The organism is Occallatibacter sp. FHG110214_02, assembly GCF_059115385.1.
The window spans coordinates 443,938-467,863 of record NZ_JBZYWK010000002.1 but is presented as its reverse complement, the minus strand read 5'-3'; the positions used below and the strand labels follow the sequence as shown (position 1 = coordinate 467,863).

Here is a 23,926-nt window from a genome sequence, read left to right as displayed (position 1 = left end):
CGCGCCATTCGTGCGGGCGTTGAGTGCGGGAGAATGGATAGCTTTGGTGTCCCAGATCTCTAACTGCAGAGACCTGGGGCACCCGAGGGCGGTGGTCAGCGGCCTAAGCGCCAGTGGAGGACGGCGGCGACTCCGAAGGGGTGGTTGCCGTAGAGCGGGGTGAGCGTGTCGGGGACGCCGTATGCAGTGGCTTGCGCACCCAGCTCGGTGGTGGACCACGCGTTGGACCAGATGCGGTGGGCGTAGCCGCCGCTGTAAAGCTGGACGCGGCCTATGACGGATTCTTCCGGCGGTGCGGATGTGCCCAGCAGATCGGTGGTGCGGTCGGCGTTTTCTATGCGTCCCCAGATGGTCTGTTTGGGCATGGCGAAGGCGGCTTCCAGCAGGTAACTGGTTGCGTTGATGGGTGTGCCGATGGTGTGGTTGCGTCCCCATACGGCGGTGGCATTCAGCTTGCTGGGGCCGAAGTCGTGGTGGAACGCGAGTGATGCTGTCTGGCGAAGCACATCTTCGCCGGGGGCCTGGGCCTCCGGAGAAGTCAGATGGCCGAGGGAGTATTGCGCGGACCAGTTACGGTGTGGCGCGATGCTGAGGCGGGCGGACCAGGAGTCGAGCGTGCCCTGGTAGATGGTCCAGCGGTTTTCTGCAGGCTCGCGGCCATGGAATCCGCTCGCTTCTAGCCGCACGCCGCCTTGTCCAGAACCAATAGAAAAACCGCCGGTCAGTACGTCATAGGCAATATGCGTGGAGTCCTGCATGTGGTGGCCGAGCGGAGCCAGCGGGTTGTCGCCCATAGAGGCGCGGTGCGGGTAGGCTTCGGGTCCAAGCGCGGGGTCGCCCACGGGTGCGGCGTAGAGCGAAAGCGTGGTGTGGGCGCTGGGTTTCAGGTCATAGAGCGCGGCTATCTCCATGAAGAGATTGTGCGGGTGCTGGCCGTCTACGATGGGCTTGCCAAAGGCGGTTTCGCCTTGCTGGAAGAGCTCCGGGTAGTAGCGGCCGCTGACGGTGGCAGGCTCCAGGCTGAGCATGGCTTTCAGGGTTAGCTGGCTGTTGGAGAACGACCGCTGCGCCATGAGCATGGCCCAGTTGGTGCTGAAGAGCTTGTCGTGGCCGCGCGGGCCGGTCTGCTGCTGCTCGGCTACCAGTACGTCGCTGTGCAGCATGAGCATCCAGTCGTTGTGCATGCGCATAAGCATGGGTGGAGCGCTGGAGGCTGGCTCAAGGTTAGTGCCGGAATCGTTGTGACGCAGGAGATTTTGTTGAAAAGAGTCAGCAGGGCCGCCCATGTTCATATTCATGTCCATTTGGGCATGCAGGCATAGGGGCGCAACGAGAAGTGCAGCGGTAAACAACCAGCGCAAAGGGGAATCCTCCGGGAAACATACACGCAGGGGTGCACGGCGATGAAGCCGCGCAGTACGAGTGTTGTTTGCCGGATATCAGGTTCGGAGGATGAGTTGGGGTGGTTTGTGCAGGCTCGGCGCGGTGGATGCGGCGGGAATATGCGCTGCCAACACTGTCTGCGCGGCGAAGAGCGGCGGCGTGGCGAGGTGCGGGAGCGCTTGTGCCGCGGGAGTTGCCTGCGCGGCGGTGGGCTGCTTTTCATGCTGCCCGCAGCATTGCGCTTCGGCGGTGTGACCGCTGGGCAGGCAGCAGTCGTGGTTGTGCATGGAAGCGGGCTGCTGGCTGGGGCATGCGGCCTCACACGGAACCATTGCGGTTGCCGTGAAGAGAGCGAGCAGGATGACCAGCCAGAAGCGCTTCATATCGTCTACTTAAGACTACTCCGGTTGCGAATTGGTAGCAGGAAGCTCGGGGACGGCAGGGATGGGGTCCACGGGCGCTGCCGTTTTGGGTTCGGATGTCTTCGGTTCATCGAGCCAGAGCATCGTTATCCACCAGAGCAGAACGGCAACGTAGATGCCGCTGTTGGCGTTGAAGAGGTGCTCGCGGAAGTCCATGAAGTGCTGGTACTCGACCATGGAGGTGGGCTTGGCGTGGCGCGCGACAATCTCCCACGCGGCCTGCATGCTGAGCTGCGCGAGCGAGGCCACGGCAAGGCCGATGGAGATGCTCTGCACATGCGTGCGCCAGCCGCCCTGGTAGCGCTTGCCGAAGATAACGATGGCGAGGCCGAGCAGGATGGTTTCCACATCCAGCAGCAGGGTGGCCTTGAGCGCGAGCAACTGCAGCAGTTGCAGCGCGGGCATTACGCCGCCGGCGGTGAGGGTCTTCCATGCGGGCCACTCGCCCCAGGTGGCAAGCACAATGCCGCCAATGAGCAGCATAACGATGGTTGCGCCGACCCAGAGGTTGCGCTTGATGCCCCGGAAAGCCTTCTGCGCCAACTCGTAGAGCATGAGCGCGGTGATGATGGCTCCCAGGCAGGCAAGGCTGATGAAGACGCCGGCCATGGTGATCTGCGGCAGTTTACCGCCGAGCATGCGCGCGGCCAGCAGGCGGAAGGTGATGAGGACGATGCTGGCGGTAAAGAAAGGAAAGCGGCGGACGCGGTCGCGGCCCATAAGGACGACCAGCAGGACCAGATGGCCGGCAAAGGTCAGCATCCAGAGGATTTCGTTGACGGAGACGGGAAGATGAAATTTCATTCTTTACAGTAGACGGGATTGGTGGAAGGAATGGTGCACCCGGAGAGATTCGAACTCCCGACCTAACGCTCCGGAGGCGTTCGCTCTATCCAGCTGAGCTACGGGTGCACTTTTATAAGGATACAGCAAAAGCAGGGGATGGGGTATCGGGTGTGGGGGATAGGGGGTAGATAAAGGGCGAAATGCTGTAAAAAAGCTGTAGATAACCCCACATATGCTCGAAAAAGCGCGCATATGCGGGACATGCAGTGCTGGAATCTAGGGTGCGTCGGGAGCTTGTCGGCATTCCATCGCTTCTTTCTTGAATGTGCGTTCAAGTTTCTCTGCGCTGGAAAGGTATGCGTGAGGATGAGTGTCATATATCTTGCTTGCTAACCCACAAAGCCAAGGCCACTCATCAACATTGTCTGTGTAATGAAATGCGTGAATCATTCTGAGGAACTGAGGTAGTTGTTCGGGATTACGTCCGAGCGTATCTGCAAGTCGGGTATAGAAGGTGTCATAGGCATCTGTAACTGCCATGTCTTGGCCCTGCTTAGTCTCTTGTGCATCATAGAGTGCCGCCATTTCTCTGCCATTACTCGGCATAGCACTAATCAGAATTGCGTCGGAATGCGGGCCTTGCAGCTTTGCGTATATTGCTGCGCGGACAGCACGATGTGGATAGTCCCTCGGAACTCGATGCCACTCATCCTCAAGCTGTGTTAGATTTTTCGCTCTGGCGAGGGAGCCAAGTGAGTCGTTGAATGAAACGCGAGCGCGTTTTTGTTCGTCTTGAGAACATAAGGAGATGGACGCTAGCAGTATGCAAACTACAGCAATCGTTTTCGACATTCCGAGCCATTGTATCGGCTACGCCAATGCTATGCTGGTACGCAATCTGGAGAAACCTCTGCCGGGAGACACAGAATGAAGCCTTTTCTCCGCGCTGCCCTGCTTTCGCTTGCCTTGTTCGCTGTTGTTTCCGTATCGGCGCAGCAGGGGCCTATGCCTCGGGCTGCTTTTACCGCGAAGACGGTTGCCATTCTCAACGACACGAAGACGGGCGAGGTCTCCGACGGCGCGCTGGAGCAGTTGCAGCGCTGGGGCCGCTTTACGGTCGCGGACGATGCCGACAACGCCGACATTGTTCTCCGCTTTGACAAGAAGATGGACCGGGAGAAGCAGAATAACCAGTCCACGGACGAGAAGGGCAATAACTCATGGTCGACGACGATGACCTTTTCGTCCCAGGTACATATGCGCGCCTACCTGAAGGGATCGGATACGCCGTTCTACACCACGAAAACCGATGACTCCAAGAAGAAGGCCGGTGTAACCTGCGTGACCAGCTTTGAAAAGGCCTGGCTCGACGCACGGTAGCTCGACGCGCGATAGCGCATGCGGGTTTTTATTCCCTTGTTCCCTCGGTCCCTTGTTCCCTGTCTTTCCGAATCTCTTCCATCACGGACTTGATAAGGTCCTTCGCGCCTTCAATACCCTGAAGAACAGCCTGCAAATCAAGCGCGGGCTTCGATGGGTTGCGATTGGAAACGCAGTAGACACCGTGCTGGCCAATCATGATGAGGGAATCAGTAAGAACGTCGAGCGCCACGGCGAGACGGCCACGGTCGCGGCCCATCATGAACTCGTAGCGCTCCAACTCGGACTTGCGCTCGTCGAAAACATTCATGTTTACAGGGTACAGGGTACAGGGTGCGGGGTGCAGAGCCTACGCATTTTCTGTCCCCTGCACCTTGTCCCCTGCACCCTGTTAGTAGCGGAAAGCTTTCATAAATGCGGCGTCCTTTTCCAGTTCGCCGAGAACGTCGCCGGAAGCGAACTCCTCCTGCTCAACGAAGTACTGCTTGAGGCCCTTGTCGGCCTGGAAGATGGGCTTGTAGTCGATGGAGCCCGTGCCGAGAACAATGGAGTGGCCGTGGGCCTTATCGGCGCTGTTGAGGTTGAAGTCCTTGATGTGCAGCAGCGGGAAGCGCTCTGGTGTTTTGCTGAGATAGGCAACGGGGTCGCCGCCGGCAAACTTGAACCAGCCGCAATCCATCTCAAAGACAACCAGCTTGGGGTCGGTGCGGCTGAGCAGTTCGTCATAGACAACCTTGCCGTCCAGCGTTTCCAGCACTTCCACGTGGTTGTGGTAGCCGAACTGGAGGCCGGCAGCCTTGACCTTGGCGCCGATGCGGTTGAACTCGTCGATGACCCAGTGCCAGTCGTCGAGCGACATTTTGTCGCCGTAGTGCGGCGGGGTGGGGTTGTTGGGGTCGGGTTTGCGCATGGGAGAAGAGCAAATGATGTAGCTCATTCCGGCGGAGTGGGCGAACTCGATGTACTCGTCTTCATGCTGGCGCAGCATGGGCAGCGGATGGTGCGTGCTGACGCAGCGCAGGCCGGCTTTGTCCAGCGCGGCGCGCCACTCGGCGGAGGTTTTGTTGTAGTAGCCCGCGGCTTCCACGTTCTTGTAGCCAAAGGAGGCCAGCTTGGCGAGCGTGCCGTCGAAGTCCTTGGGCAGCAGGTTGCGCACGGAGTAGAGCTGCAGGCCGAGCGGCGATTTGGGCTCGGCGGCGGAAAGATGCGTGGATACTGCGGCGGTTGCAACGGCGGCCGCGCCTAAGCGCACAAAGTCTCTGCGGGAAATGGAAGATGTCATCTCGGTATCCTTTTCTGCGCTGCCATTCTTACCTGTCGCACGGCGTAATGTAAAGATGGGAGCTTGTCTGCGGCTGCTTTGGGCATGCAGAATAGCTCGGCGTTGGTACAAACTTCTTCAATCAGGCTCAAACTTTTATGTCTTTGGCGATACGTATTCGAGTTGTTGCCGCTGCGTTGATGGCGGCGGGTTTTCTTTCCGCGCAGACACCGGATTTTGGCGCGAATGTTCTGGTCTTTGGGCCGAAGACTCCGCAGGCCGAGATGCAGCAAAAGATTGACGCGGTGTATGCGGCGCAGCAGCATAGCGAGTTTGGCGCGCAGCGCAATGCGTTTCTGTTTTTGCCGGGCACGTATCACGCGGATATTCCGATTGGGTTTTATACGCAGGTTGTGGGCGTAGGCGTTACGCCGGATGCGGTGCGAATTGAGGGCAACGTGCATGCGGATGCGAGCCTGCCGAACAACAATGCGACTTGTACCTTCTGGCGCGGGGTGGAAGGTTTTTCGGTTGTCCCTACTGGTGGCACCATGCAGTGGGCCGTCTCGCAGGCCGCGCCGTTTCGCCGCATGAGCATTCATGGCAATCTCGTGTTGCATCAGCATCGCGGCTGGGCCAGCGGGGGATGGATTTCGGATTCCATGATTGATGGGAATGTGGACTCGGGCTCGCAGCAGCAGTGGATTTCTCGCAACAGTGAATGGAAGAGCTGGACGGGCTCGAACTGGAATATGGTCTTTGTGGGCATTGACCATCCGCCTGCGGGGCAGTGGCCTGAGCCGCCTTATACGACGGTGGCAAAGGCTCCGGTGACGCGAGAGAAGCCGTTTCTTGAGGTGGATACAAAGGGGCACTGGAACGTGCGCGTTCCTGCCTTGCAGACAAACTCAAGCGGAATTACATGGCATGGCGGCGCCACGCCGGGGCGTTCGATTCCACTGGAGCGGTTTTACATTGCAAAGCCGGGAGATACGGCTACGACGATGAATGCGCAGCTTGCCGCAGGCAAGAATCTTTTGCTGACGCCGGGGATTTATGAGCTGAGCGAGCCGATTCGCGTAGCGCATGCCGATGCGGTTGTGCTGGGGATTGGCTTTGCCACGCTGAAGCCGGTGAATGGCACGGCGGCGGTTACGACGGCGGATGAAGATGGAATTGTTCTCGCGGGATTGTTGATTGATGCTGGCAAGAAGACTTCGCCTGTGTTGATGGAGGTGGGCACAACAGGCTCAAGGGTGAGTCATACGCGGAACCCGATTTCCCTGCACGATATTTTCTTTCGTGTAGGCGGCGCGGGCGCGGGCCGGGCGCAGGTAAATCTGCGTGTGAATGCGAATGACACGCTGATTGACCATACGTGGATTTGGCGCGCGGACCATGGCGACGGCGTTGGCTGGGATGAGAACACGAGCACGAATGGATTAGTGGTGAATGGCGACCGCGTGACGGTGTATGGCTTGTTTGTGGAGCATCATCAGCAATTCCAGGTATTGTGGAACGGCAATGCGGGGCGAACATATTTTTATCAATCCGAAATTCCCTATGACCCTCCGACGCAGGCGAGTTTTACTTCTGCGCCGGGTGTGAATGGCTGGGCCTCATACAAGGTTGCCGATGGTGTAACGCAGCATGAGGCGTGGGGGCTGGGCGTCTACTCGGTCTTTGTGCATCCGGATGTGAAGCTGACGCGCGCAATAGAGGTTCCGCGTGCGCCAGGCGTGCATTTTCACAGCATGATTACGGTAGCGCTCGGTAATCTAGGCGAGATCTCCAACGTGATTGATGATGCAGGCGGAGCGACGGAGATGAAGCCGAGGAAGACGCCTAAGGTGACGTTGTTTCCGTGAAGTAAAGGGACAAGAAGAAAGTCCATACTCAGGCAGGATTTTCATCTTCACATAGCAGCTTCTCAGGCAGAGTGAGGAAGATGCCGCTGCTTTCTTCTTGTCCCTGCCTTACAGATACGTATCATCCACATAACACCAACGCCAGTTTTCGCCGCGCTCGGCGGATTGAATGATGGGGTGCTTGGTTGTGTGGAAGTGGGCGCGGGCGTGGCGGTTCTTTGAGGAGTCACAGCAGCCAACGTGGCCGCACTCAAGGCACATGCGCAGATGCACCCACTTGTCGCCCGTTTTGAGGCACTCTTCGCAACCTTGGGTGTTGGGCTTTACGTCTTTTACGTGGTCGGCAATGTGCTTGCACATGGGCGCCATAGGCAGGTCTCCTTATTGCACTTGATACTGCGCTGCAAGCTGAGAAAATGCAAGGACCTGTGCGGCAATCCATGCGTCATCTTTGCCTAGCTCTTTCGCTAGCAACTGTGCGGCGGGCTGTGCCATTTCCGTTGCAGCCTTGGCGTTGAGAAAGAGCGCGCGTGTGCGCCGAGCGAGTGCATCTTCCACAGTGCGCGTCATCTCTTCGCGGGCAGACCATACGATTTCCGCGGCGATGATGGGCAGGTCTGGATGCAATTGCTTTGCGAGCGCTGGGTCGGATGCTGCCAGTGCGCGGATTTTTTCCGCGTCGGTGCCGTAGACAGCGAGGCTGTCATTGTCATCGACATTTTCCTGGTAGCCGTGAATGTGCAGCGACTTGGTGGGGCAGGCGGCTTCTTCCAGACGTGCAAGCGTGATGGCGTGATCGACGCAGTCCTCGGCCATGTGTCGGTACGTTGTCCACTTGCCTCCGGTGATAGTGAGCAGGCCGCTGGGGTCTACGTGAATGAGGTGGTCGCGGGAGAGCGCGGAGGTTTTGCCTTCTCCACCTTTGACGAGCGGGCGCAGGCCTACGTAAACGGCGAGCACGTCGGCGCGTGTGGGTTGGTGGCTGAGATAGCGGCCAGCAGTTTCGAGAATAAATTCGATTTCTTCTTCCAGAGGGCGCGGTTCAAGCTGCGGGGCATCGACGGGCGTGTCGGTGGTGCCTGCAACAGCGTGACCGTGCCACGGAATGATGAAGAGCACGCGGCCATCGCTGGTGCGCGGAACCATCAGCGCAGTCTCGGCTTTAAGAAAGCTCTTGTCGAAAACCAGATGAATGCCTTGCGAGGTGACAACAAGTTCTTCGGCCTTCGGGTCGGCCATGTGGCGAATGCTGTCGGTAAAGACGCCGGTTGCGTTGACGACAATGCGCGCAGGGATGGTGAAGGTCTCTTCAGTTTCCGCATCCTGCGCTGTGAGGCCGTTCACGTAGCCGTCGGCGTCGCGGAGCAGGCCTGTGCAGGGGCAGTAGTTGACGAGCGTTGCGCCGTGTTCGGCGGCGGTCATGGCGAGATGAATAAGCAAACGCGCATCGTCGAACTGGCCGTCATAGTAGATGACGCCGCCTCGCAACTCTTCCGGTTCCAGTGCGGGCAGGCGTTCGAGTGTTTCTTCACGCGAGAGCAGCTTGGATGCGCCGAAGCCGTATTTGCCTGCGAGCAGGTCATAGAGCTTGAGGCCGATGCCGTAGAAGGGTGCTTCCCACCAGGAGTAGTTGGGCACAACGAACGCTAAATCATGCACGAGATGCGGCGCGTTCTGGCGAAGCAGGCCGCGCTCTTTCAGCGCAGACATAACGAGCGGTACGTTGCCTTGTTCGAGATAACGCACGCCGCCATGAACGAGCTTGGTGGAACGTGAACTGGTGCCTTTGCCGAAGTCGTATGCTTCCACGAGCGCGACCTTGAAGCCGCGCGCGGCGGCATCAACGGCTACGCCCATTCCGGTGGCTCCGCCGCCGATGATGGCGATGTCGAAGGGCTCTTTTTGTTCCCGCAGATTGCGGAGCATTTCGTTGCGGTTCATTCGTTACTCCGTCCAGTTTCTGGAGCGCTCCACTGCGCGCAGCCATTGTGCCCTGCGGGCGGCAGCGTCTTCTGCAGCCATACCGGGGGTGAAGCGCGCATCAATTTGATGCTGCGCGCGGAGTGCTTCCGGGCTTTCCCAGAAGCCTGTTGCTAATCCTGCAAGATATGCCGCGCCGAGCGCAGTGGTCTCGGTCACGCGCGGACGAACAACGGGGACGTGAAGCAGGTCGGCCTGAAACTGCATGAGGAGATTGTTGACGGCGGCGCCTCCGTCTACGCGTAACTCGCTGAGCGGCGTGGGTGTTTCGCTCTTCACTGCTTGAAGCACGTCTGCAACTTGGAAGGCGATGCTTTCGAGAGCCGCGCGGGCAATGTGTCCGTGACGCGTATCGCGGCGCAGGCCAATGAGCAGGCCGCCCGCATGCGGGTCCCACCACGGCGCGCCAAGGCCAACAAAGGCAGGCACAAAGACGAGGCCCCCAGCGTCGGGTACTTCATTGGCGAGCGCTTCCACGTCAGCCGAGGAGCCAATGAGGCGCAGGTTGTCGCGGAGCCACTGCACCACAGCGCCGCCGATGAAGACGGAGCCTTCCAATGCGTATTCGAGGCGTTTATGCGCGCTTGCGGCAACGGTTGTTACCAGTTTGTTCTTGGAGCGAGCAAACTTTGTGCCGATGTTTTGCAGCAGGAAACAGCCGGTGCCGTAGGTGTTTTTCGCTTCGCCGGGAGACCAGCACATCTGGCCGAAGAGCGCGGCTTGCTGGTCGCCTGCAATGCCGGCGATGGGAATGCCTGCGAGGCCGAGCGAGGTGGTGACTTCGGCGACGCGCTCGCTCGACCAGACGACTTCCGGCAGAAGGCTTGCGGGGATTTCAAAGAGCTTGAGCAGGTCATCGTCCCACTTGCCTTCCACGATGTTAAAGAGCATGGTGCGCGAAGCGTTGGTGATGTCGGTAATGTGGCGCGTGCCGCTGGTGAGATGCCAGATGAGCCACGAGTCCACGGTGCCGAAAGCAAGTTCGCCTTTTTCCGCGCGTGCCCGCGCTCCTTCCACATTGTCGAGAATCCATTTGATTTTTGTTGCAGAGAAATAGGGGTCGATGACGAGGCCGGTACGGCTGCTGACGGTCTCTGACGCTCCGGTTGCGCTGAGCTGGTTGCAGTAGGCAGCAGTGCGGCGGTCCTGCCAGACGATGGCGGGATGAATGGCCTTGCCGGTGGCGCGGTCCCATACGATGACGGTTTCGCGCTGGTTGGTGATGCCAATGGCGGCAATGTCACGAGGACGCACATTGGCGCGGCTCAGCGCTTCCACCGCGCAGGAGAACTGCGTGCTGAGAATCTGCATGGGGTCATGCTCGACCCATCCCTGGTTGGGGTAGAACTGCTGGAACTCCTGCTGCGCGACAGAGACGATCGCACCACTGTGGTCGAAGAGGATTGCGCGCGAACTTGTAGTGCCTTGATCGAGGGCAAGAATGTAACTCATTTTTGTTTATCCGCCTACGGGCAACAGTGAAGCATGTGAGATGGTGGACGGGCAAGAAGGCAGGGAGCAGGGAGTAGAAAGCAAATGCAAAAGCGTTGGGTCGGCTTTTGTGGTGTCCACCCTTGCGGCAGAAAAAGCCGCAAGGATGGGGCACGGAGATTCGTAGGAAGGGAGCAGGATGCAGAGGGGGCTACTCCCTGTTCCCTGCTTTACTCCACCTGCCCGATGTAGACGCCGAAGGGGGCTAGCGCTACAGCGTCGAGTGATGTGGGGTCTGTACCGTTGGGCGACTTCAGCAGTGTTTTCGCGTGATGCGACTTCAACTCCGAGCTGCTAAGGTTAACGGTTTGCGGCTCAGCGGTGAAGTTTACGCTCACGACAATCTGTTTGCCGTTCGCGCCTTGCCGCAGCCAGCTCAGCACCTTGTTGTTTTCGGTGTCGAGCATGATGTTCTTTCCGGTTTCGAGTGTCGGGTTGGTCTTCTTAAGCGTGATGAGCGCCTTGTACCAGTTCAGCAGAGAAGACGCATCTTTCTCCTGCGCTTCTACGTTGACTTGTGTGTATGTAGGCGGAACAGGCAGCCATGGATGGCCAGTGGTGAAACCGGCGTTGGTGGATGCGTCCCACTGCATAGGCGTGCGCTCGCCGTCGCGGCCTTTTTCCTTGGGCCAGCCGGTCACGCCGATGGGGTCTTTCACATCTTCTTTGCGCGTGGGCAGCGTAGTCTTCATGCCGATTTCGTCGCCGTAGTAGAAGAGCGAGGTGCCGCGTGTGGCGAAGAGAATAGTCGAGAGCACACGCGTGATGTCGGTGTCATGCACGCCGTCGCCGTAGCGCAGGTCGAGGCGGTGGTTGTCGTGATTGGTAAAGACAAGCAGCGGCGTGTTGCCGTTGACGTGCGTTTCCACGTCTTCAATCTTGGCGCGAAAGGCTGCCACGTCCAGCTTGTTGATGAAGCCAATCTGCGTGTCCATCGGCAAATGGAACTCCGGCGCAGAGGGCGTGCCGTACATCTTCGCCAGCTCGGCAATGTTTGGCAGATAGGTTTCACCAATCATGACGCGGGTTCCAGGAAACTTCTCGGAGTTGTATGCGTCGGTGGTCTTGCGGATTTCCGAGACGACGGTGTGCAGCTTGGGCAGGTTGTCGGTCTTGGAGTTGTCGAGTTGCGGGTCGCCGTAGGCATTAATGATGATGTTGCCGTGCTCATCGCGCAGCGTGCCTTCGTTGGTTAGCTGCGGGTCTTCATAGAGCGTGGTGATGGCGTCAAAGCGGAAGCCGCCAACACCCTTCTTGAGCCAGAAGCTCACGATATCCTTGAAGGCTGCGTGGACCTTGGGGTTGTCCCAGTTGAGGTCGGGCTGCTGGATGTAGAACTTGTGGTAGTAGTACTGCTTGACGGTGTCGTTCCACTCCCAGGCGGAGTGGCCAAAGAGCGACTGCCAGTTGTTCGGCGGCTCAGGCTTGCCGTCCGCGCCGGTTTTGCCGTCGTTCCACACATACCAGTCGTGATAAGGGTTGGTGCGCGACGAGGCCGACTCGATGAACCACTTGTGCTTGTCCGAGGTGTGGTTCATCACCATGTCCATAAGGATGCGGATGTGGCGCTTCTTCGCTTCGGCAACAAGGCGGTCGAAGTCCTCCATAGTGCCGTACTGCGGGTCGATGGCTTTGTAGTCGGAGATGTCGTAGCCAAAGTCCACGAGCGGCGAAGGGTAGATGGGCGTAAGCCAGATGGCGTCAATGCCAAGGCCCTTTAAGTAGTCGAGGCGCTGTGTAATTCCGTTCAGGTCGCCGATGCCGTCACCGTTCGAGTCCTGAAAGCTGCGCGGGTAAATCTCGTATATAACTGCGTCTTTCCACCAATTTTCCACGGTTATCTCATTGGCCTGTGTTGCAGGCGAGGTTTGCCCGTGCAGCATTCCCACCGAGAGACAGAGCATTAGCAGAGGAGGAAGTGCGAGGGCTGTTATGCGTTTTGTCCAATGCATTGTGGTCTCCTTTTTGTACGCGCGGGCCGGTGGGCGGGCGCGAACGGAAAACCTATCCTAGCGCATCTATCTATCCACTATCAGCGTTTTTTATTCCCTCCTGGGTTATTGTGGCTGTTTGTCGGCGGGGGATTCGGCGCGAGTTCCCTTGAATCCCATGCGGCTGAAGTCCACGTTGAACTTGGGCGCTTCGCGTGTGCCTTCCACCTTGATGGGCACCAGCGTTCCCGCGCCGTCTTTCTGGAAGAACTTATCGACGGGCTTGAGCAGCATGGACTTCCACCCGGTAACCATCTGCGAAACGGTGGCCTGCAGGCGCGCGGTTCCGAGGAAGTTGAGCGCACCGTCAAAGGCGTAGCTGCCCTTCATCTGGATATCCGCGCCGGGCACGTTGTAGTCGAGATCTGGCAGGCCAATGACGGCGTTGGCAAGGTGGAAGCTGCCGTGCATCTCCGAGCGAACGAGCGTAGGGTCTTCAGTCTTGAGGTCTTCGGGGCGGCCCTGTCCGCGCAGGCTGAGTTGCTGGATGCGGCCTTGAATTTTGTCGCTGGTGAAGCGCACGCCGGTGAGCTGGAAGTTGCCGTCGAGCTTCATGCGCTGGTCTACCGGGATGGGCGCGGGCGGAATGAGCAGATGCGCCTTGACGGTGACGGCTCCGGTAAGCAGCGGCGTCTGGCTGCGGCTGGCAAGTTTGAGGAAGTCGTCAATCTGGCCGCGAGGAATGTTGACGTTGAGGTCAATGATGTGTCCGCCACCGCTGAGTGGTGCTGGCCGCACGGGCAACTGCGCCTGCGGCGCAGATACAGGCTTTGCAGAAAGCGGTGTCGTGGATGCGGCTTCGCCGGTCTTGTTATTAAGCTTCACACGCACAATCTGGCCTGACGTGGTGAACTGCGAGCGGCCAAGAATGGCGTTGACCTGATCGAGAATCGTGTCGCCTGTAGTGCCGTCCACGCGAGCGCTGAAGCCGGTGGTCAGCGGCACGGGGTTGTTGAATTTGGTCAGGCGGAAGTCCGGCACGCTGGCCGTACCGACAACAGACATGTAGCGCAGCGTGCCTTTATAGGTGCCGTCAGAACTGATGATGCCGGCAATGCCGCGGAAGACGCTCATGTCGTTCTTGTCCATGTGGTACTTGCCGCTGATGGGGCTCATGCCGGGGTCGATGGTGAGCCACGGGCCAAAGCTGCCTTCGGCGTGAATCATGCCTTTGGGCTTGGGGTTCACCACGTCGGCAATGTAGTTCATCGCGCCGCCGGGCGTTACATTCTCCAGCGTGAGATGCGGCAGCACAAACTGCATGGGCAGCTTCCCGGGCTTGTCGGTTTCCAGAACGATCTCCGCATTGGCGCAGAGGATTTTTTTGATGAGTACTGTGGGACCGCTGCTTTCAGACTCCGGCAAGCTGAATGTGGCTTGCGTCGTGGGCAGCTTAGGCCGCTGCGAGCGCGGAGGAACGCGAACATGCAGCCCGTCGAGATCGACTTCGCCAATGGTGATTTCTTTTACCTTTTCCAGCCGCAGGGGGACGTGGAAGTTGAACGAGCCAAGCGAGAGCAGCGGCGCGCTGGAGGTGTTTTCGAGGTCCTGCTGGCCGTTAACAGGCGTGGGCGGCCAGATGCGCAGGCCCTTGCCCGTGGCCCATATGCCCCATTCGCCGGTGCGCAGTCCCTGCACAAGGTTCTTAACCTGGACGTGGAACTCGTCAAGCTCGACGTGCGCGTGAAAGCGCTCTTCCATGCCCTGCACAATGCGCGCACGTAGCCACGGCTCAAAGCGGCGGGCCGCCATGCTGAGCAGCACACCTGTAGCGGCGATGACAAGGACCACGATGCCTGCGAGCCAAAGCAACCAGCGATGACGGCGGAAGAAGGATTTTTTTTCCTGCTCCAATATGTCTGCTCCGCGTGTCTTAATCTCTATGCAGCACTCTCTATATAAGATGCAAAGTTGAGGGCATGGGTGTTTGGAGCATCCCTGCCATGTCTATGGGGCGCACTCCCGCCCGCATCGGCTAATCTTTTGATTAGAAGCACGAACAAGCGGATTTGTTTCATTTATTCCTTTTGTGGGGAAGTCTTTCTATGCGTCGGATTTGCGTTGATATGGACGAGGTGATGGCCGATACGCTCGCTGAGCATCTGCGGCTATATAACGAGAAGTATGACGAGGCCGTAACGCCCGAGGACTTGGTGGGCAAGAACCTCTGGGAGGTTGCGCCGGTGGATCGGCAGGAGCAGTTGCGGGCCTTTCTGGATGCGGAGGACTTTTTTGCCGACCTGCCGCTGATGCCGGATTCGCAGAAGGTGATGAAGGATCTGACGCAGCGGTTTGATGTGTACATCGCCACGGCTGCCATGTCCGTGCCGAACTCGTTCGCGGCAAAGTACCACTGGCTGCAGCGGCACTTTCCGTTTATTCCGCCCACGCATTATGTCTTCTGCGGGAATAAGAACATTCTGCGCGCCGATTACCTGATTGATGACCTGCCGCGCAACCTGATGCGTTTTGAAGGGCAGGGCCTGCTCTATACCGCGCCGCATAACCAGACCGTGACGGGATTTACTCGCGTGAATAGCTGGGCAGAAGTAGCGGAGTATTTTGAGAAGGTCCGGGAATAGGGATTAGAAAGAAAAAGAGCTATAAAAGGCCCCTCGATATCCCACCCGTTCATAAAAACACGGACAAGTGGGACACCGGCCGTCGGCAAGTATCATAAAACCTGTGCAGAGTCGTAAGCAGGACATTGAAAGAAAAACTCTAAACTTTCCTGACCGGAGATGGCTTCTGTCGCTGCTGGTTTGTGTGCTTGCGGTGGCAGTGGCGTTTTCATACTTCGATGTGCCGATAGCCCACCGTCTCTACGGAGCTTTTGGGCTGGTTAAAAAAGACGTCGCGGCGGGATTTGCAAGCGGCGTTCTTCTCAGCATCGAAGCCGTGGTTGCGCTGACGCTGGTTATTATCCGAATCACCCAGGGGCATCTGTCGCCGTTTCGGGAGGCGACCGCGCTTGCGTGCCTGGCCTCGATCTGTGCTTATGCCATCAACGACGGTCTGCTGAAGCCTCTTTTTGGGGCGCCAAATCCTGTGGCCGTTGTACACGGAGCCCGGCATGTTTTCCATCTTCTGGGCGGCGCTCCCGGCGGCAGCTTTCCTTCCGGCCACATGGCTCTCGCCGGCGCATTTGCCGGTGTTTTCATGCGGCTCTATCGAAGCAGTATCCTGCCGCTTTCCGTTCTGTTGTTGATTGCGGCTGTGCTGCTGATCTTGGGGGATTGGCATTTCGTTAGCGACGTAATCGCTGGAACATTTATGGGCATCTCGGCCGGCTTTCTGGCCGGCGAAGTCTGGATTGTGCATTCCAGATAGGCGTGAGCCTTATCGTGCAGGGCGCGGTGCATTCACTACCGCCGTCTGCGGCGTGAGGCGCACGGCCAGCGGTTGATGCATGGTAACGATGAGCGCGCTGGCTGGCTTGTCTCCTGCGCAGTGATAGGAGTGCGGCGCGCCGGAGTCGAAATAGACGGCATCTCCGGAGTCGAGCACCGCGTGGTTTTCGTTGCTTTTCTCACCTACGACCAGCTCCAGCTTGCCCTCCAGCACATATAAAAACTCGTAGCCGGGATGGACATGGGTGCGCGTGGCTTCGGTTTTTTCTTCTTCGCTGGCTAGCGGCAGGAATTGCGCATAGTACGGGTCCATGTGGCGGTCGGGAACGAGAAAACCGAGGCTTTCAAAAAAATACGAGGGATGGTCAGAGCCAGACTGCGGAAGCCGCACGCGGTCGCGGCGGCGATGCACGCGGAAGAGCGGCTGCGGGTCGCTTTCAAAAAAATACGAGAGGTCTTTCGAGAAGACCATGGCGATGCGAGCCAGGTTGCGCAATGTCGGTACAACGCGGCCCGTCTCAAGCTGCGAGAGAAAGCTGGCGGAGAGCCCGGCCTGCTTGCCCAGCTCGACAAGGCCCATGGATTTTTTCAGCCGCAGCCGCTTGATGCGTTCGCCGATATGCTTGTCCGCAATGAAGCGCTCGGCGGCTTCGTCGTCTACGTGTGTAACAGGAGCAGGGGCGGCTTTCGGGGCTTCTTCGGTGTGAATCGCTTCCACTCTAGCCATGGAACCCTCCTGAAGCGAACCTGATTCCAGATGCTGGTTTCAAAATACGGGCCGATATTTTGGCCAGGTCAAAATGTGTTTCTATGGTACTGAAGGTTGCGGGGAGCGGCAAATGGGAAAAACAGGGAACAGCGAGGTGGTATGGACAGGATTTTGCTGAGCGGTGCTTCGGGGATGTTGGGGACGGCGCTGAGTGCTTCGCTGGGAGCGCGGTATGAGCGGCTGCGGCTGGTGCGGCGTGCGCCGGTACGCGTGGGGGAGATTGAGTGGCATCCGGGGGCTGCGCGGCCCAGTGCGCAACCCATCATTGCACAAGTGGACTGGTTGGAAGGGCTGTCAGCGGCGATTCATCTTTCCGGCGCGAGCATTGCCGGGCGGCGTTGGACGGCCACTTATAAGAAGGAACTGGTGGAGAGCCGGGTTCAGTCCACGAGAGCGCTGGCGGAGGCGCTGGCCGGGCTGCGCGAGAAGCCGCCTGTGCTGCTCATCGCTTCCGGAACAGGCTTCTACGGCAATCGCGGGGATGAGGTTCTGGACGAGTCGTCGGCGGCGGGCTCGGGGTTTCTGGCGGAGCTGAGCCGCGATTGGGAAGAGGCCGCGAAGCCCGCGGTGGATGCGGGGATTCGCGTGGTGCACCTGCGTTTCGGAGTGGTATTAGGCAAAGGTGGCGCGCTCAAAAAGATGCTGCCCCCCTTCCGGTTCGGCCTCGGCGGGCCGCTCGGTAACGGAAAGCAATGGATGAGTTGGGTTGCGCTTGACGACGCGGTGAATGCCGTGTGGCTGGCGCTGATGGACGCGTCATTGGCGGGGCCGGTGAACGTGGTTGCGCCGGGCGCGGTGACGAGTGCGGAGTTCGCGCAGGCGCTGGGGCGGGTGTTGCACCGGCCAGCGGCGTTGCCTGCTCCCGCGTTTGCGTTGCGGCTCGCCTTTGGCGAGATGGCCGATGAGGCGCTGCTGGCAAGTGCGCGGGCGGTTCCGAAGAAGCTGCTGGACGCGGGGTTTCGGTTTGAGTATCCGGAGATTGAAGGGGCGTTGCGGCAGGGATTAGGGTAATAGGAAGTAGAAGGCAAAAGCAAAAGGGGCGCGGATATCCGCGCCCCTTTTGCTGGTACCAACTGCGCTTGTTTATCGCCGTGCCTGAATGGTGCGCCCACCGGCGTTGCCGCTGGTGCGTTTGGCGGCGCGCTTCGCTGCCAGCGCCTGCATCTCCTTGCCGATGCTCGAATTATTAATCGAGAGCTGGATGATGAGGTTGATGATGTTACCCGTGCCCCAGTAGAGCGCAAGGCCCGAGGGGTAATGCCACAGCGTAAAGCCGAAGATGATCGGCATCATAATCGCCATCATGCGGCGCTGCGCGGGATCCTGACCCGGCATAGGAGTCAGGAACTGCGTCAGGAACATCGTAATGATGATGAAGATGGGCAGAATATGCAGCGGGTCCGGCACCGAGAGGTCATGCAGCCAGAACCAGCTTGCCTGGCGCAGCTCGACCGCATTCTGCAGCACGCGGAAGTAGGCGAAGAAGAGCGGCATCTGTACCAGCAGCGGCAGGCAGGAGCCATACATGTTCACGCCTTCCTGCTTGTAGAGCGCCATCATCTCCGTGTTCATCTCGGCACGCTTCGGGTCGGTGGGCTTCAGGTGCGCGTACTTGCGCTTGATGGCGTCCACGCGCGGCTGAATGCGCTGCATCTTCAGGGACGACCGCATCATCATGATGCGCGTAGGCAGCATGCAGAGGTTGAAGATGGCCGTGAGGATGATGATGTCCCAGCCCCAGTTGGGAATGCCGTGCTCATTGAGAAAGCGCAGGCACCACATCAGCGGGACGGCGATGATAGTGAGCCATCCGTACTGGATAAGCGACTTGAGCGAGGGCCCGGAGTCCTTGCCGTCGGCTCCGATGGAGCGAATGCCATTGAGCAGTTCCGTCTGCTTGGGGCCTGCGTAAAGGCGCAGCGAGGTGTTGCCGCTGGTGTCGCCCACGGCAATGCCGAGAATGTCGGCAGGCTTCTTCTCGCTGGACGGGTTGCTGAGATCGGTAGGCAGCGAGACAGCGTTATGCAGTGTTACGACCGTGGTGCGCGACGGCGTATCCGGCAGGAACGCGGCAGCGAAGTAGAGGTCCGACGAGGCGGCATACGCGTAGTTGCCTTCGAGCGTGTTGTTGTTGCTCACCTTGGCGGCGGCCTGCGTGTCGTCCTTGCCGTCAAGGGACCAGGCAAACTGCGAAGGCGTGCGTGTGAGGCCGGGCACGGCGCTGTGTCCCTGGAACTCTTCCATATCGCCGAGTCCTGCGGGCCATGAGAGCAGAGCGCGTACAGGCGAGCCGTTGCGGTGCACCTGCACTTCAGCATGGACGACATAGCTGGCATCGAACTTGAAGGTCTTCAGCACGTCGAGGCCGTTCTGCTCGTAGTGGAAGCTGAGCGAAGCGGGCGCGTTCAGTGTTCCGGTTCCCGATGCCTGATAGAGCGCCGAGTTCAACTGCTGCGTAAGCTGCGGCTCATAGGTAAAGAGCGAGAGCGGCAGCCCGAACTGCTGCGCGGCCTGCTGCTGCACCATGTCGAGCGGCTTGCCGGTGGAGTCGTTGTAGTGCTTGAGAATCCAGTGCTTCACCTGCGCGCCGCGATTGGTAAAGACAATCCTGTAGTTCGCGTTCTCAACAACGGTTTCGCTCTCGGCTGCGGCGGCAATGGCCGGTGTGGAAGCGTCCTGGCCGGGCGCTGCGGCAGTGCTGGCCGCTGCCGGCTGAGTGGCCTGCTGCGTCTGCTGCTGTACCGGGGCCTGCGGCTTGGGCTTGTTGAAAAGGAGCTGATAGCCGAGGAAGACGGCAACCATAAGGCTGGCCAGGGCAAGCATGGAGCGCATTTCGCCGCCGCCGCCGCTCTGGTTGCCGGGGCCGCCCTGCGAAGAAAGATTAGGATTCTGAATTTCGGGCAAAGGATACGTCCTATTCAAGTAACCGCCGCGCCGTAACCCAGGCGCAGGCCGCTACTTCCTATGGTAAAGGTTGAGCCTGCCGTTTTGTGTTACTGGCCGTGGGTGGAAGCGGCACCGGGTCAAAGCCGCCGGGGCTGAAGGGGTGGCAGCGCAAAATCCGCCAGCAGGCCAGCACGCAGCCGCGCAGCGGGCCGTGGATGGCAATGGCTTCCGCGGCATACTCCGAGCAGGTGGGGCGAAACTTGCAGCCGCCAATGCCCAGCGCGTGAATCGCAGGCGACAGCCAGCGTTTGTAAAAGCCGAGAAGGGCGAGAAGGATGCGCGTCATCATTGGTTACGCCTGCCGTTTGGCTGCTTCGGCGTTGGCTTGCGTCTCCGCGCGAAGCAGTTCTGCGCGGGCTTGATTCTCCGCACGGACTAACTCCGTACGGGCTTGATTCAAGATACGCACAACCTCGGCTTCCAGTTTCGCAAAATCCATCGTCAGGATCGTGCGGCGCGGATGCAGAATCAGGTCAGCCGTCATTCCGTCGGTTTGGGGAAGCAGGTCCAGGTGGCGGCGCAATATATCGCGCAGGCGGCGCTTGATGCGGTTGCGCTCATGCGCTTTGCCAAGCACTTTTCCAGCGGTAAGCCCAACGCGGGGGCCAATGGCCTCCATACAGGCTTCCGCGTCCGCGCCCGTGGGGGAGGAACTGGGGGAGGTAACGGGTCGCGGCGCGAGAAACCAGCTCATAGAAGACGACTGGTGCTTACGTGCACGGGAATATGCAGTTTGATAGTCGGCGTGCCTGCGCAGACGAACTCCCGTAAGGGACTGTTTCTGTCGCCCTGGCGGCTTCGGGGTTGTCATGGTGAGCACTGCCGGAAGGGGTTTGCTGGGCCGGAGTCGAAAGGTGTGTGACCTGGCTCGAAACTCTGGCCCGAAACGGAACTAGTCGCGGTAGCCGGCGCTGACGGAAACGCGCTTGCGGCCAGCGGCACGACGGCGGCTCAGAACGGCGGCGCCGCTCTTGGTCTTCATGCGCGCGCGGAATCCATGCTTCTTAACACGGCGATGACGGTTCGGTTGAAATGTGCGCTTGGGCATCGAAATGCGCTCCTGTCTGCTAGAGAAAAATCTCGCCTTGACGGCAAGTATTGATTGTACCTCAGGATGAATTTCAAATCCAGCGGAATCTCGTTTTTGTTGTCATCCCGATTGCTGAAACAGGGCGAGGCAACCTTGTTGGTCCCGCATGTTTCCAAGCAAACAAAGCGGCAGGATAGAAGCTCAGCATCTACGCTTTCGCATGGCTCGGAAGGCCTGTGATGAACGTTCGGTGAATGATATTTACATAAAAATTCCCGACTTTCACCACCAATGGTGCAACCTTCCCAGCATGTACGAAAGTTATGTAAATGAGGGATTGCAACAATGTCTAAATGTGCTACTATCGGACCCGTTCAAGAAAACTTTTCGCGTCCCCCGAACGAATGATTCAAGCCCCTCGAAGTAGGTCACGGGGCAGATCACGGTAGTTACTGACGAGAGCAAAGAACGACGCTGGAGGAGTTGCGCATCTTCAGTGTGCGTGAGCCATTGTCTAAAATTGCTGCTATTCACGTAAGGTCGTGTCCGGGGGCACAGGCAAGGATATAGCTCGATGGCATTCGCGATCTCTCAGGTACCTCCGCCCACGAACCCGTGGCTCCAGATTCTCGCTGCACTAGAAAAGAAGGTGGTGCGCAACTCCTTCGAGACCTGGTTGAAGCCTACCCGTTATAGCCATGCCGCTGGCCGCACCCTCTACGTGCGCGTCCCCTCGCCGGAGTTTCAGCACATTGCCGAAAAGTACGGCGACCTGATTCAGGAAGCCATCGACGTCAACTCTCTTGAGCTGGACGACGTGGTTTTTGTGACCGCGGAAGAGGACCCCTCCGTTCCGCCGCAGCGCAAGGATGGCGGCTTCGGTCCCATTCCCGCGCACGCGCCCACCGCTCCGCCGCAGCCCCAGGCCCAGAATCACGCCCAGCCGCAGCCGCCTGGCCGGCAGATGACGATCGACTTCTCGACCGCTGCGCAGCTCAACCCGCGCTACACCTTTGACGCCTTCGTCATCGGCAGCGGCAACCAGTTTGCCCGCGCCGCGGCCCTTGCCGTCGCGGAGCGCCCCTCCCGCGCCTACAACCCGCTGTTCCTTTACGGTGGCTCGGGAATGGGCAAGACGCACCTGATGCAGGCCATTGGCCACGAGGTTAAGCGCCGCAACGCCGGCGCGAATATCTGCTACGTCTCGGCGGAAAAGTTCACCAACGAGATGATTACCTCGCTGCGCAACGACCGCATGACCAGCTTCCGCGACCGTTTCCGCTCAGTGGACGTGTTGCTCATCGACGATATCCAGTTCATCGCGCAAAAGGAGCGCACCCAGGAGGAGTTCTTCCATACCTTCAACGCGCTGCACGAGTCCATGCGCCAGATTGTGATTGCCTCGGATCGTCCGCCGCGCGAGCTGCCCGAGATTGAAGATCGCCTCCGCTCGCGTTTTGAGTGGGGCCTGATTGCCGACATTCAGCCGCCCGATCTCGAAACCAAGGTTGCGATTCTGCAGAAGAAGGCGGAGAGCGACCAGGTGATTCTGCCGACCGATGTGGCGCTGTTTATCGCCTCCAACGTGCGCACCAACGTGCGTGAGCTGGAAGGCGCGCTGGTGCGGCTGGGAGCGTGGTGCCAGCTGAACCACATGGAGATTTCGCTGGCTTCGGCGCAGCAGTGCCTCAAGCAGTACATCGACATGCAGGTGCGCAAGATCACCATCGAGTCCATTCAGCGCGTGGTTTCCGAGCAGTTCGGCATGCGCGTGGCAGATTTGAAGCAGAAGAACAACTCGCGCAACGTGGTGGTGCCGCGCCAGATTGCCATGTACCTGGCCAAGCAGATGACGGAAGCGAGCCTTCCGGAAATCGGCCGCCAGTTCGGCAACAAGCACCATACGACGGTCATGCACTCGATTGCGAAGATCGACGAGCAGCGCCGCGAGGACAAAGACCTGCATCGCATGCTCAACAAGATTTCGGAGTTGCTGAACGGGTAAGCTGTAGAGCGATGCAAGCACAAAAGGCCGTGCCTGATTTCCCAAAATCAGGCACGGCCTTTTCATTTGCGGGACTTGTTTTCAGCGTTGCAATTATGCGGAAAGTTAGCTAGCTTATTCCTGGCAGTTTTGGGAGGCGTGTGATGACGGAAGCGACAATGTTCGAGGCGAAAACCCGGCTTTCCGAACTGGTAAAGCAGGCGCAGCGCGGAGAGAAAGTCGTTCTTACCTCGGGGCGGAAGAAGACGCCGGTCGCCATGATTGTCCCTCTAAAGCCAGTGAAGGAGCGGGTTTTCGACTTGTTTCACCACCCTGATTTCGATATTCCCGCCGATTTTGATGACCTTCCCGAAGCCGAACGGAAAGCATGGAGCGGAGAAGGCGATTGAGAATTCTCATCGACACGCACTACGTTCTCTGGGCGGCCATTAACTCGAAACGCATGGAGGCATGGGCCAGGAAGCTGATTGCCGATCTCGACAACGAGATACTGGTATCCGCCGCATCCGTTTACGAAATCAGCTTGAAGGCCAGGCGCGGCAAGCTCCCTGAGGCGGTTGCGTTCGAGAGCGACCTGATAGCCAATATCGAGGACCGTCTTGGATATACACTTCTTCCCCTGGAACCGGAGTCGATGATGCGCGCTGCGCGTTTTGAGAATGTGTATGCGGACCCGTTCGACCGTATGATTGCCGCGCAGGCTATCCAAAACAATCTGCCTCTTCTCAGCACAGATACAAGGCTTGATGTCTTTGGCGTTCGCCGCTTAAAGAAGCCCAGGCGGTAGCGGGACAGGTATCGGCGTGCGTTCTCCTTCTCCAATCAATGCGGAAACTCCGTCACGCTGAGCACATTGCCGTCCGGGTCCTTGAACCACGCAATGCGCGCGCCGCCGGGAGCATTCCAGATGCCGTGCGGATCACTGTCGTTCAAACCGGGGAAGCGCAGGAACTCCACACCGGAAGCCGTGAGCTGTTCCACGATTCCTTCAATCTCCTCAACATCCCACCCCAGCACGGTAAACGGCGCAGGCGTATGTTCGGGAACCTTGGTGACGCGCAGCATGGTGCCATTGGCGTCAAAAACCAGCGCAAAGGGCGCTTCATCCGAGGCGAGACGCAGGCCAAGCACGCCTTCATAAAAGGCACGCGCCCTGGCAAAGTCCGTGGTAGCGGCAAAGGCCACCAGCTTGCCCGTTCCTAGAATGGAGTTGTCGGGAATAGAAAGGCTCATGATTCGCTCCGCAGCTATCTTTCGCGGGAGC

The 23,926-nt window shown here is 59.0% G+C and carries 25 protein-coding genes and 1 tRNA gene; 8 read left to right on the top strand and 18 right to left on the bottom strand.

The features are described 5' to 3' along the window. Positions 1 to 95: 95 nt before the first annotated feature. The 5 genes from AC5S3R_RS03875 to AC5S3R_RS03855 form a co-directional block, all read right to left on the bottom strand. Positions 96 to 1,304 carry a hypothetical protein gene (locus AC5S3R_RS03875; RefSeq protein WP_494265388.1) on the bottom strand — a complete coding sequence of 403 codons (1,209 nt, stop codon included), beginning with the start codon at positions 1,302 to 1,304 and terminating at the stop codon, positions 96 to 98. 135 nt (positions 1,305 to 1,439) lie between these two features. Then, positions 1,440 to 1,766 (bottom strand): hypothetical protein, encoded by a 327-nt coding sequence (locus AC5S3R_RS03870; RefSeq protein ID WP_494265387.1) that lies wholly within the window; start codon positions 1,764 to 1,766, stop codon positions 1,440 to 1,442. A gap of 15 nt (positions 1,767 to 1,781) precedes the next feature. Then, positions 1,782 to 2,609: a hypothetical protein gene (locus AC5S3R_RS03865; RefSeq protein ID WP_494265386.1), complete on the bottom strand. Its 828-nt coding sequence runs from the start codon at positions 2,607 to 2,609 to the stop codon at positions 1,782 to 1,784. A 31-nt stretch (positions 2,610 to 2,640) separates the two neighbouring features. Beyond that, positions 2,641 to 2,717: transfer RNA gene (locus AC5S3R_RS03860), tRNA-Arg, on the bottom strand. A gap of 150 nt (positions 2,718 to 2,867) precedes the next feature. Next, positions 2,868 to 3,443: a hypothetical protein gene (locus tag AC5S3R_RS03855; protein WP_494265385.1), complete on the bottom strand. Its 576-nt coding sequence runs from the start codon at positions 3,441 to 3,443 to the stop codon at positions 2,868 to 2,870. A 75-nt stretch (positions 3,444 to 3,518) separates the two neighbouring features. Here AC5S3R_RS03855 and AC5S3R_RS03850 point away from each other — a divergent pair, with 75 nt between their 5' ends. Then, on the top strand, positions 3,519 to 3,971 hold the full coding sequence (locus AC5S3R_RS03850; protein ID WP_494265384.1) for a hypothetical protein: 453 nt from the start codon (positions 3,519 to 3,521) through the stop codon (positions 3,969 to 3,971). Positions 3,972 to 3,999: 28 nt separating this feature from the next. Here the strand turns inward: AC5S3R_RS03850 and AC5S3R_RS03845 are convergent, their stop codons facing one another. Both AC5S3R_RS03845 and AC5S3R_RS03840 read right to left on the bottom strand, forming a co-directional pair. Continuing rightward, a complete protein-coding gene (locus AC5S3R_RS03845; RefSeq protein ID WP_494265383.1) occupies positions 4,000 to 4,281 on the bottom strand; it encodes a hypothetical protein in 282 nt (93 codons plus the stop codon). A gap of 81 nt (positions 4,282 to 4,362) precedes the next feature. Continuing rightward, positions 4,363 to 5,253: a sugar phosphate isomerase/epimerase family protein gene (locus AC5S3R_RS03840; RefSeq protein WP_494265382.1), complete on the bottom strand. Its 891-nt coding sequence runs from the start codon at positions 5,251 to 5,253 to the stop codon at positions 4,363 to 4,365. A gap of 137 nt (positions 5,254 to 5,390) precedes the next feature. Here AC5S3R_RS03840 and AC5S3R_RS03835 point away from each other — a divergent pair, with 137 nt between their 5' ends. After that, the gene (locus AC5S3R_RS03835; protein WP_494265381.1) at positions 5,391 to 7,100 is read left to right on the top strand and encodes a pectate lyase-like domain-containing protein; all 1,710 of its coding nucleotides are present in this window, start codon (positions 5,391 to 5,393) and stop codon (positions 7,098 to 7,100) included. A gap of 108 nt (positions 7,101 to 7,208) precedes the next feature. Here AC5S3R_RS03835 and AC5S3R_RS03830 read toward each other — a convergent pair whose 3' ends face one another. The 5 genes from AC5S3R_RS03830 to AC5S3R_RS03810 all read right to left on the bottom strand — a co-directional run bounded on the left by AC5S3R_RS03830 (position 7,209) and on the right by AC5S3R_RS03810 (position 14,416). Then, positions 7,209 to 7,469, bottom strand: a complete 261-nt coding sequence (locus AC5S3R_RS03830) for a UBP-type zinc finger domain-containing protein (RefSeq protein WP_494265380.1) — start codon at positions 7,467 to 7,469, stop codon at positions 7,209 to 7,211. A 12-nt stretch (positions 7,470 to 7,481) separates the two neighbouring features. Next, positions 7,482 to 9,041, bottom strand: a complete 1,560-nt coding sequence (locus AC5S3R_RS03825) for a glycerol-3-phosphate dehydrogenase/oxidase (protein WP_494265378.1) — start codon at positions 9,039 to 9,041, stop codon at positions 7,482 to 7,484. A gap of 3 nt (positions 9,042 to 9,044) precedes the next feature. Next, positions 9,045 to 10,532 carry a glycerol kinase GlpK gene (gene glpK, locus AC5S3R_RS03820; RefSeq protein WP_494265377.1) on the bottom strand — a complete coding sequence of 496 codons (1,488 nt, stop codon included), beginning with the start codon at positions 10,530 to 10,532 and terminating at the stop codon, positions 9,045 to 9,047. 209 nt (positions 10,533 to 10,741) lie between these two features. Then, positions 10,742 to 12,523, bottom strand: a complete 1,782-nt coding sequence (locus tag AC5S3R_RS03815) for a glycoside hydrolase family 13 protein (protein ID WP_494265376.1) — start codon at positions 12,521 to 12,523, stop codon at positions 10,742 to 10,744. Between the two features lie 105 nt (positions 12,524 to 12,628). Continuing rightward, positions 12,629 to 14,416, bottom strand: a complete 1,788-nt coding sequence (locus AC5S3R_RS03810) for a hypothetical protein (RefSeq protein ID WP_494265374.1) — start codon at positions 14,414 to 14,416, stop codon at positions 12,629 to 12,631. A gap of 191 nt (positions 14,417 to 14,607) precedes the next feature. On the opposite strand from AC5S3R_RS03810, the gene AC5S3R_RS03805 reads away from it, so the two are divergent. Beyond that, on the top strand, positions 14,608 to 15,144 hold the full coding sequence (locus tag AC5S3R_RS03805; RefSeq protein ID WP_494265372.1) for a 5' nucleotidase, NT5C type: 537 nt from the start codon (positions 14,608 to 14,610) through the stop codon (positions 15,142 to 15,144). A 103-nt stretch (positions 15,145 to 15,247) separates the two neighbouring features. Beyond that, a complete protein-coding gene (locus tag AC5S3R_RS03800) occupies positions 15,248 to 15,892 on the top strand; it encodes a phosphatase PAP2 family protein (RefSeq protein WP_494265370.1) in 645 nt (214 codons plus the stop codon). 9 nt (positions 15,893 to 15,901) lie between these two features. Here AC5S3R_RS03800 and AC5S3R_RS03795 read toward each other — a convergent pair whose 3' ends face one another. After that, complete coding sequence (locus tag AC5S3R_RS03795) at positions 15,902 to 16,639, bottom strand: helix-turn-helix domain-containing protein (RefSeq protein ID WP_494265368.1); 738 nt, start codon at positions 16,637 to 16,639, stop codon at positions 15,902 to 15,904. A gap of 141 nt (positions 16,640 to 16,780) precedes the next feature. Here AC5S3R_RS03795 and AC5S3R_RS03790 point away from each other — a divergent pair, with 141 nt between their 5' ends. Continuing rightward, the gene (locus tag AC5S3R_RS03790) at positions 16,781 to 17,692 is read left to right on the top strand and encodes a TIGR01777 family oxidoreductase (protein WP_494265367.1); all 912 of its coding nucleotides are present in this window, start codon (positions 16,781 to 16,783) and stop codon (positions 17,690 to 17,692) included. Positions 17,693 to 17,764: 72 nt separating this feature from the next. Here the strand turns inward: AC5S3R_RS03790 and yidC are convergent, their stop codons facing one another. The 4 genes from yidC to rpmH all read right to left on the bottom strand — a co-directional run bounded on the left by yidC (position 17,765) and on the right by rpmH (position 20,675). Continuing rightward, positions 17,765 to 19,585 carry a membrane protein insertase YidC gene (yidC, locus tag AC5S3R_RS03785; RefSeq protein ID WP_494265364.1) on the bottom strand — a complete coding sequence of 607 codons (1,821 nt, stop codon included), beginning with the start codon at positions 19,583 to 19,585 and terminating at the stop codon, positions 17,765 to 17,767. Between the two features lie 58 nt (positions 19,586 to 19,643). Next, positions 19,644 to 19,916: a membrane protein insertion efficiency factor YidD gene (gene yidD / locus AC5S3R_RS03780; protein WP_494265362.1), complete on the bottom strand. Its 273-nt coding sequence runs from the start codon at positions 19,914 to 19,916 to the stop codon at positions 19,644 to 19,646. 3 nt (positions 19,917 to 19,919) lie between these two features. Further along, on the bottom strand, positions 19,920 to 20,438 hold the full coding sequence (rnpA, locus tag AC5S3R_RS03775) for a ribonuclease P protein component (protein WP_494265360.1): 519 nt from the start codon (positions 20,436 to 20,438) through the stop codon (positions 19,920 to 19,922). 81 nt (positions 20,439 to 20,519) lie between these two features. Beyond that, the gene (gene rpmH / locus AC5S3R_RS03770; protein WP_494265358.1) at positions 20,520 to 20,675 is read right to left on the bottom strand and encodes a 50S ribosomal protein L34; all 156 of its coding nucleotides are present in this window, start codon (positions 20,673 to 20,675) and stop codon (positions 20,520 to 20,522) included. A 556-nt stretch (positions 20,676 to 21,231) separates the two neighbouring features. Between rpmH and dnaA the strand changes: the two genes are divergently transcribed. From dnaA to AC5S3R_RS03755, 3 genes are all read left to right on the top strand, one after another. Continuing rightward, positions 21,232 to 22,662 (top strand): chromosomal replication initiator protein DnaA, encoded by a 1,431-nt coding sequence (gene dnaA / locus AC5S3R_RS03765; protein WP_494265357.1) that lies wholly within the window; start codon positions 21,232 to 21,234, stop codon positions 22,660 to 22,662. A gap of 143 nt (positions 22,663 to 22,805) precedes the next feature. Then, positions 22,806 to 23,051 carry a type II toxin-antitoxin system Phd/YefM family antitoxin gene (locus AC5S3R_RS03760; protein ID WP_494265356.1) on the top strand — a complete coding sequence of 82 codons (246 nt, stop codon included), beginning with the start codon at positions 22,806 to 22,808 and terminating at the stop codon, positions 23,049 to 23,051. Beyond that, positions 23,048 to 23,449 (top strand): type II toxin-antitoxin system VapC family toxin, encoded by a 402-nt coding sequence (locus tag AC5S3R_RS03755; protein WP_494265354.1) that lies wholly within the window; start codon positions 23,048 to 23,050, stop codon positions 23,447 to 23,449. Before AC5S3R_RS03760 ends, AC5S3R_RS03755 begins: the two co-directional genes overlap by 4 nt. Before the next feature lie 35 nt (positions 23,450 to 23,484). On the opposite strand, the gene AC5S3R_RS03750 is transcribed toward AC5S3R_RS03755, so the two are convergent. Continuing rightward, positions 23,485 to 23,895 carry a VOC family protein gene (locus AC5S3R_RS03750; RefSeq protein WP_494265353.1) on the bottom strand — a complete coding sequence of 137 codons (411 nt, stop codon included), beginning with the start codon at positions 23,893 to 23,895 and terminating at the stop codon, positions 23,485 to 23,487. Positions 23,896 to 23,926 lie beyond the last annotated feature (31 nt).

Excerpts from the sequence above, each read along its gene's own strand:
- AC5S3R_RS03875 (WP_494265388.1), bottom strand. The coding sequence starts at position 1,304 with ATGGACATGAATATGAACATGGGCGGCCCTGCTGACTCTTTTCAACAA.
- AC5S3R_RS03870 (WP_494265387.1), bottom strand. The coding sequence starts at position 1,766 with ATGAAGCGCTTCTGGCTGGTCATCCTGCTCGCTCTCTTCACGGCAACC.
- AC5S3R_RS03865 (WP_494265386.1), bottom strand. The coding sequence starts at position 2,609 with ATGAAATTTCATCTTCCCGTCTCCGTCAACGAAATCCTCTGGATGCTG.
- AC5S3R_RS03855 (WP_494265385.1), bottom strand. The coding sequence starts at position 3,443 with ATGTCGAAAACGATTGCTGTAGTTTGCATACTGCTAGCGTCCATCTCC.
- AC5S3R_RS03850 (WP_494265384.1), top strand. The coding sequence starts at position 3,519 with ATGAAGCCTTTTCTCCGCGCTGCCCTGCTTTCGCTTGCCTTGTTCGCT.
- AC5S3R_RS03845 (WP_494265383.1), bottom strand. The coding sequence starts at position 4,281 with ATGAATGTTTTCGACGAGCGCAAGTCCGAGTTGGAGCGCTACGAGTTC.
- AC5S3R_RS03840 (WP_494265382.1), bottom strand. The coding sequence starts at position 5,253 with ATGACATCTTCCATTTCCCGCAGAGACTTTGTGCGCTTAGGCGCGGCC.
- AC5S3R_RS03835 (WP_494265381.1), top strand. The coding sequence starts at position 5,391 with ATGTCTTTGGCGATACGTATTCGAGTTGTTGCCGCTGCGTTGATGGCG.
- AC5S3R_RS03830 (WP_494265380.1), bottom strand. The coding sequence starts at position 7,469 with ATGGCGCCCATGTGCAAGCACATTGCCGACCACGTAAAAGACGTAAAG.
- AC5S3R_RS03825 (WP_494265378.1), bottom strand. The coding sequence starts at position 9,041 with ATGAACCGCAACGAAATGCTCCGCAATCTGCGGGAACAAAAAGAGCCC.
- glpK (WP_494265377.1), bottom strand. The coding sequence starts at position 10,532 with ATGAGTTACATTCTTGCCCTCGATCAAGGCACTACAAGTTCGCGCGCA.
- AC5S3R_RS03815 (WP_494265376.1), bottom strand. The coding sequence starts at position 12,523 with ATGCATTGGACAAAACGCATAACAGCCCTCGCACTTCCTCCTCTGCTA.
- AC5S3R_RS03805 (WP_494265372.1), top strand. The coding sequence starts at position 14,608 with ATGCGTCGGATTTGCGTTGATATGGACGAGGTGATGGCCGATACGCTC.
- AC5S3R_RS03795 (WP_494265368.1), bottom strand. The coding sequence starts at position 16,639 with ATGGCTAGAGTGGAAGCGATTCACACCGAAGAAGCCCCGAAAGCCGCC.
- AC5S3R_RS03790 (WP_494265367.1), top strand. The coding sequence starts at position 16,781 with ATGGACAGGATTTTGCTGAGCGGTGCTTCGGGGATGTTGGGGACGGCG.
- yidD (WP_494265362.1), bottom strand. The coding sequence starts at position 19,916 with ATGATGACGCGCATCCTTCTCGCCCTTCTCGGCTTTTACAAACGCTGG.
- rnpA (WP_494265360.1), bottom strand. The coding sequence starts at position 20,438 with ATGACAACCCCGAAGCCGCCAGGGCGACAGAAACAGTCCCTTACGGGA.
- rpmH (WP_494265358.1), bottom strand. The coding sequence starts at position 20,675 with ATGCCCAAGCGCACATTTCAACCGAACCGTCATCGCCGTGTTAAGAAG.
- dnaA (WP_494265357.1), top strand. The coding sequence starts at position 21,232 with ATGGCATTCGCGATCTCTCAGGTACCTCCGCCCACGAACCCGTGGCTC.
- AC5S3R_RS03760 (WP_494265356.1), top strand. The coding sequence starts at position 22,806 with ATGACGGAAGCGACAATGTTCGAGGCGAAAACCCGGCTTTCCGAACTG.
- AC5S3R_RS03750 (WP_494265353.1), bottom strand. The coding sequence starts at position 23,895 with ATGAGCCTTTCTATTCCCGACAACTCCATTCTAGGAACGGGCAAGCTG.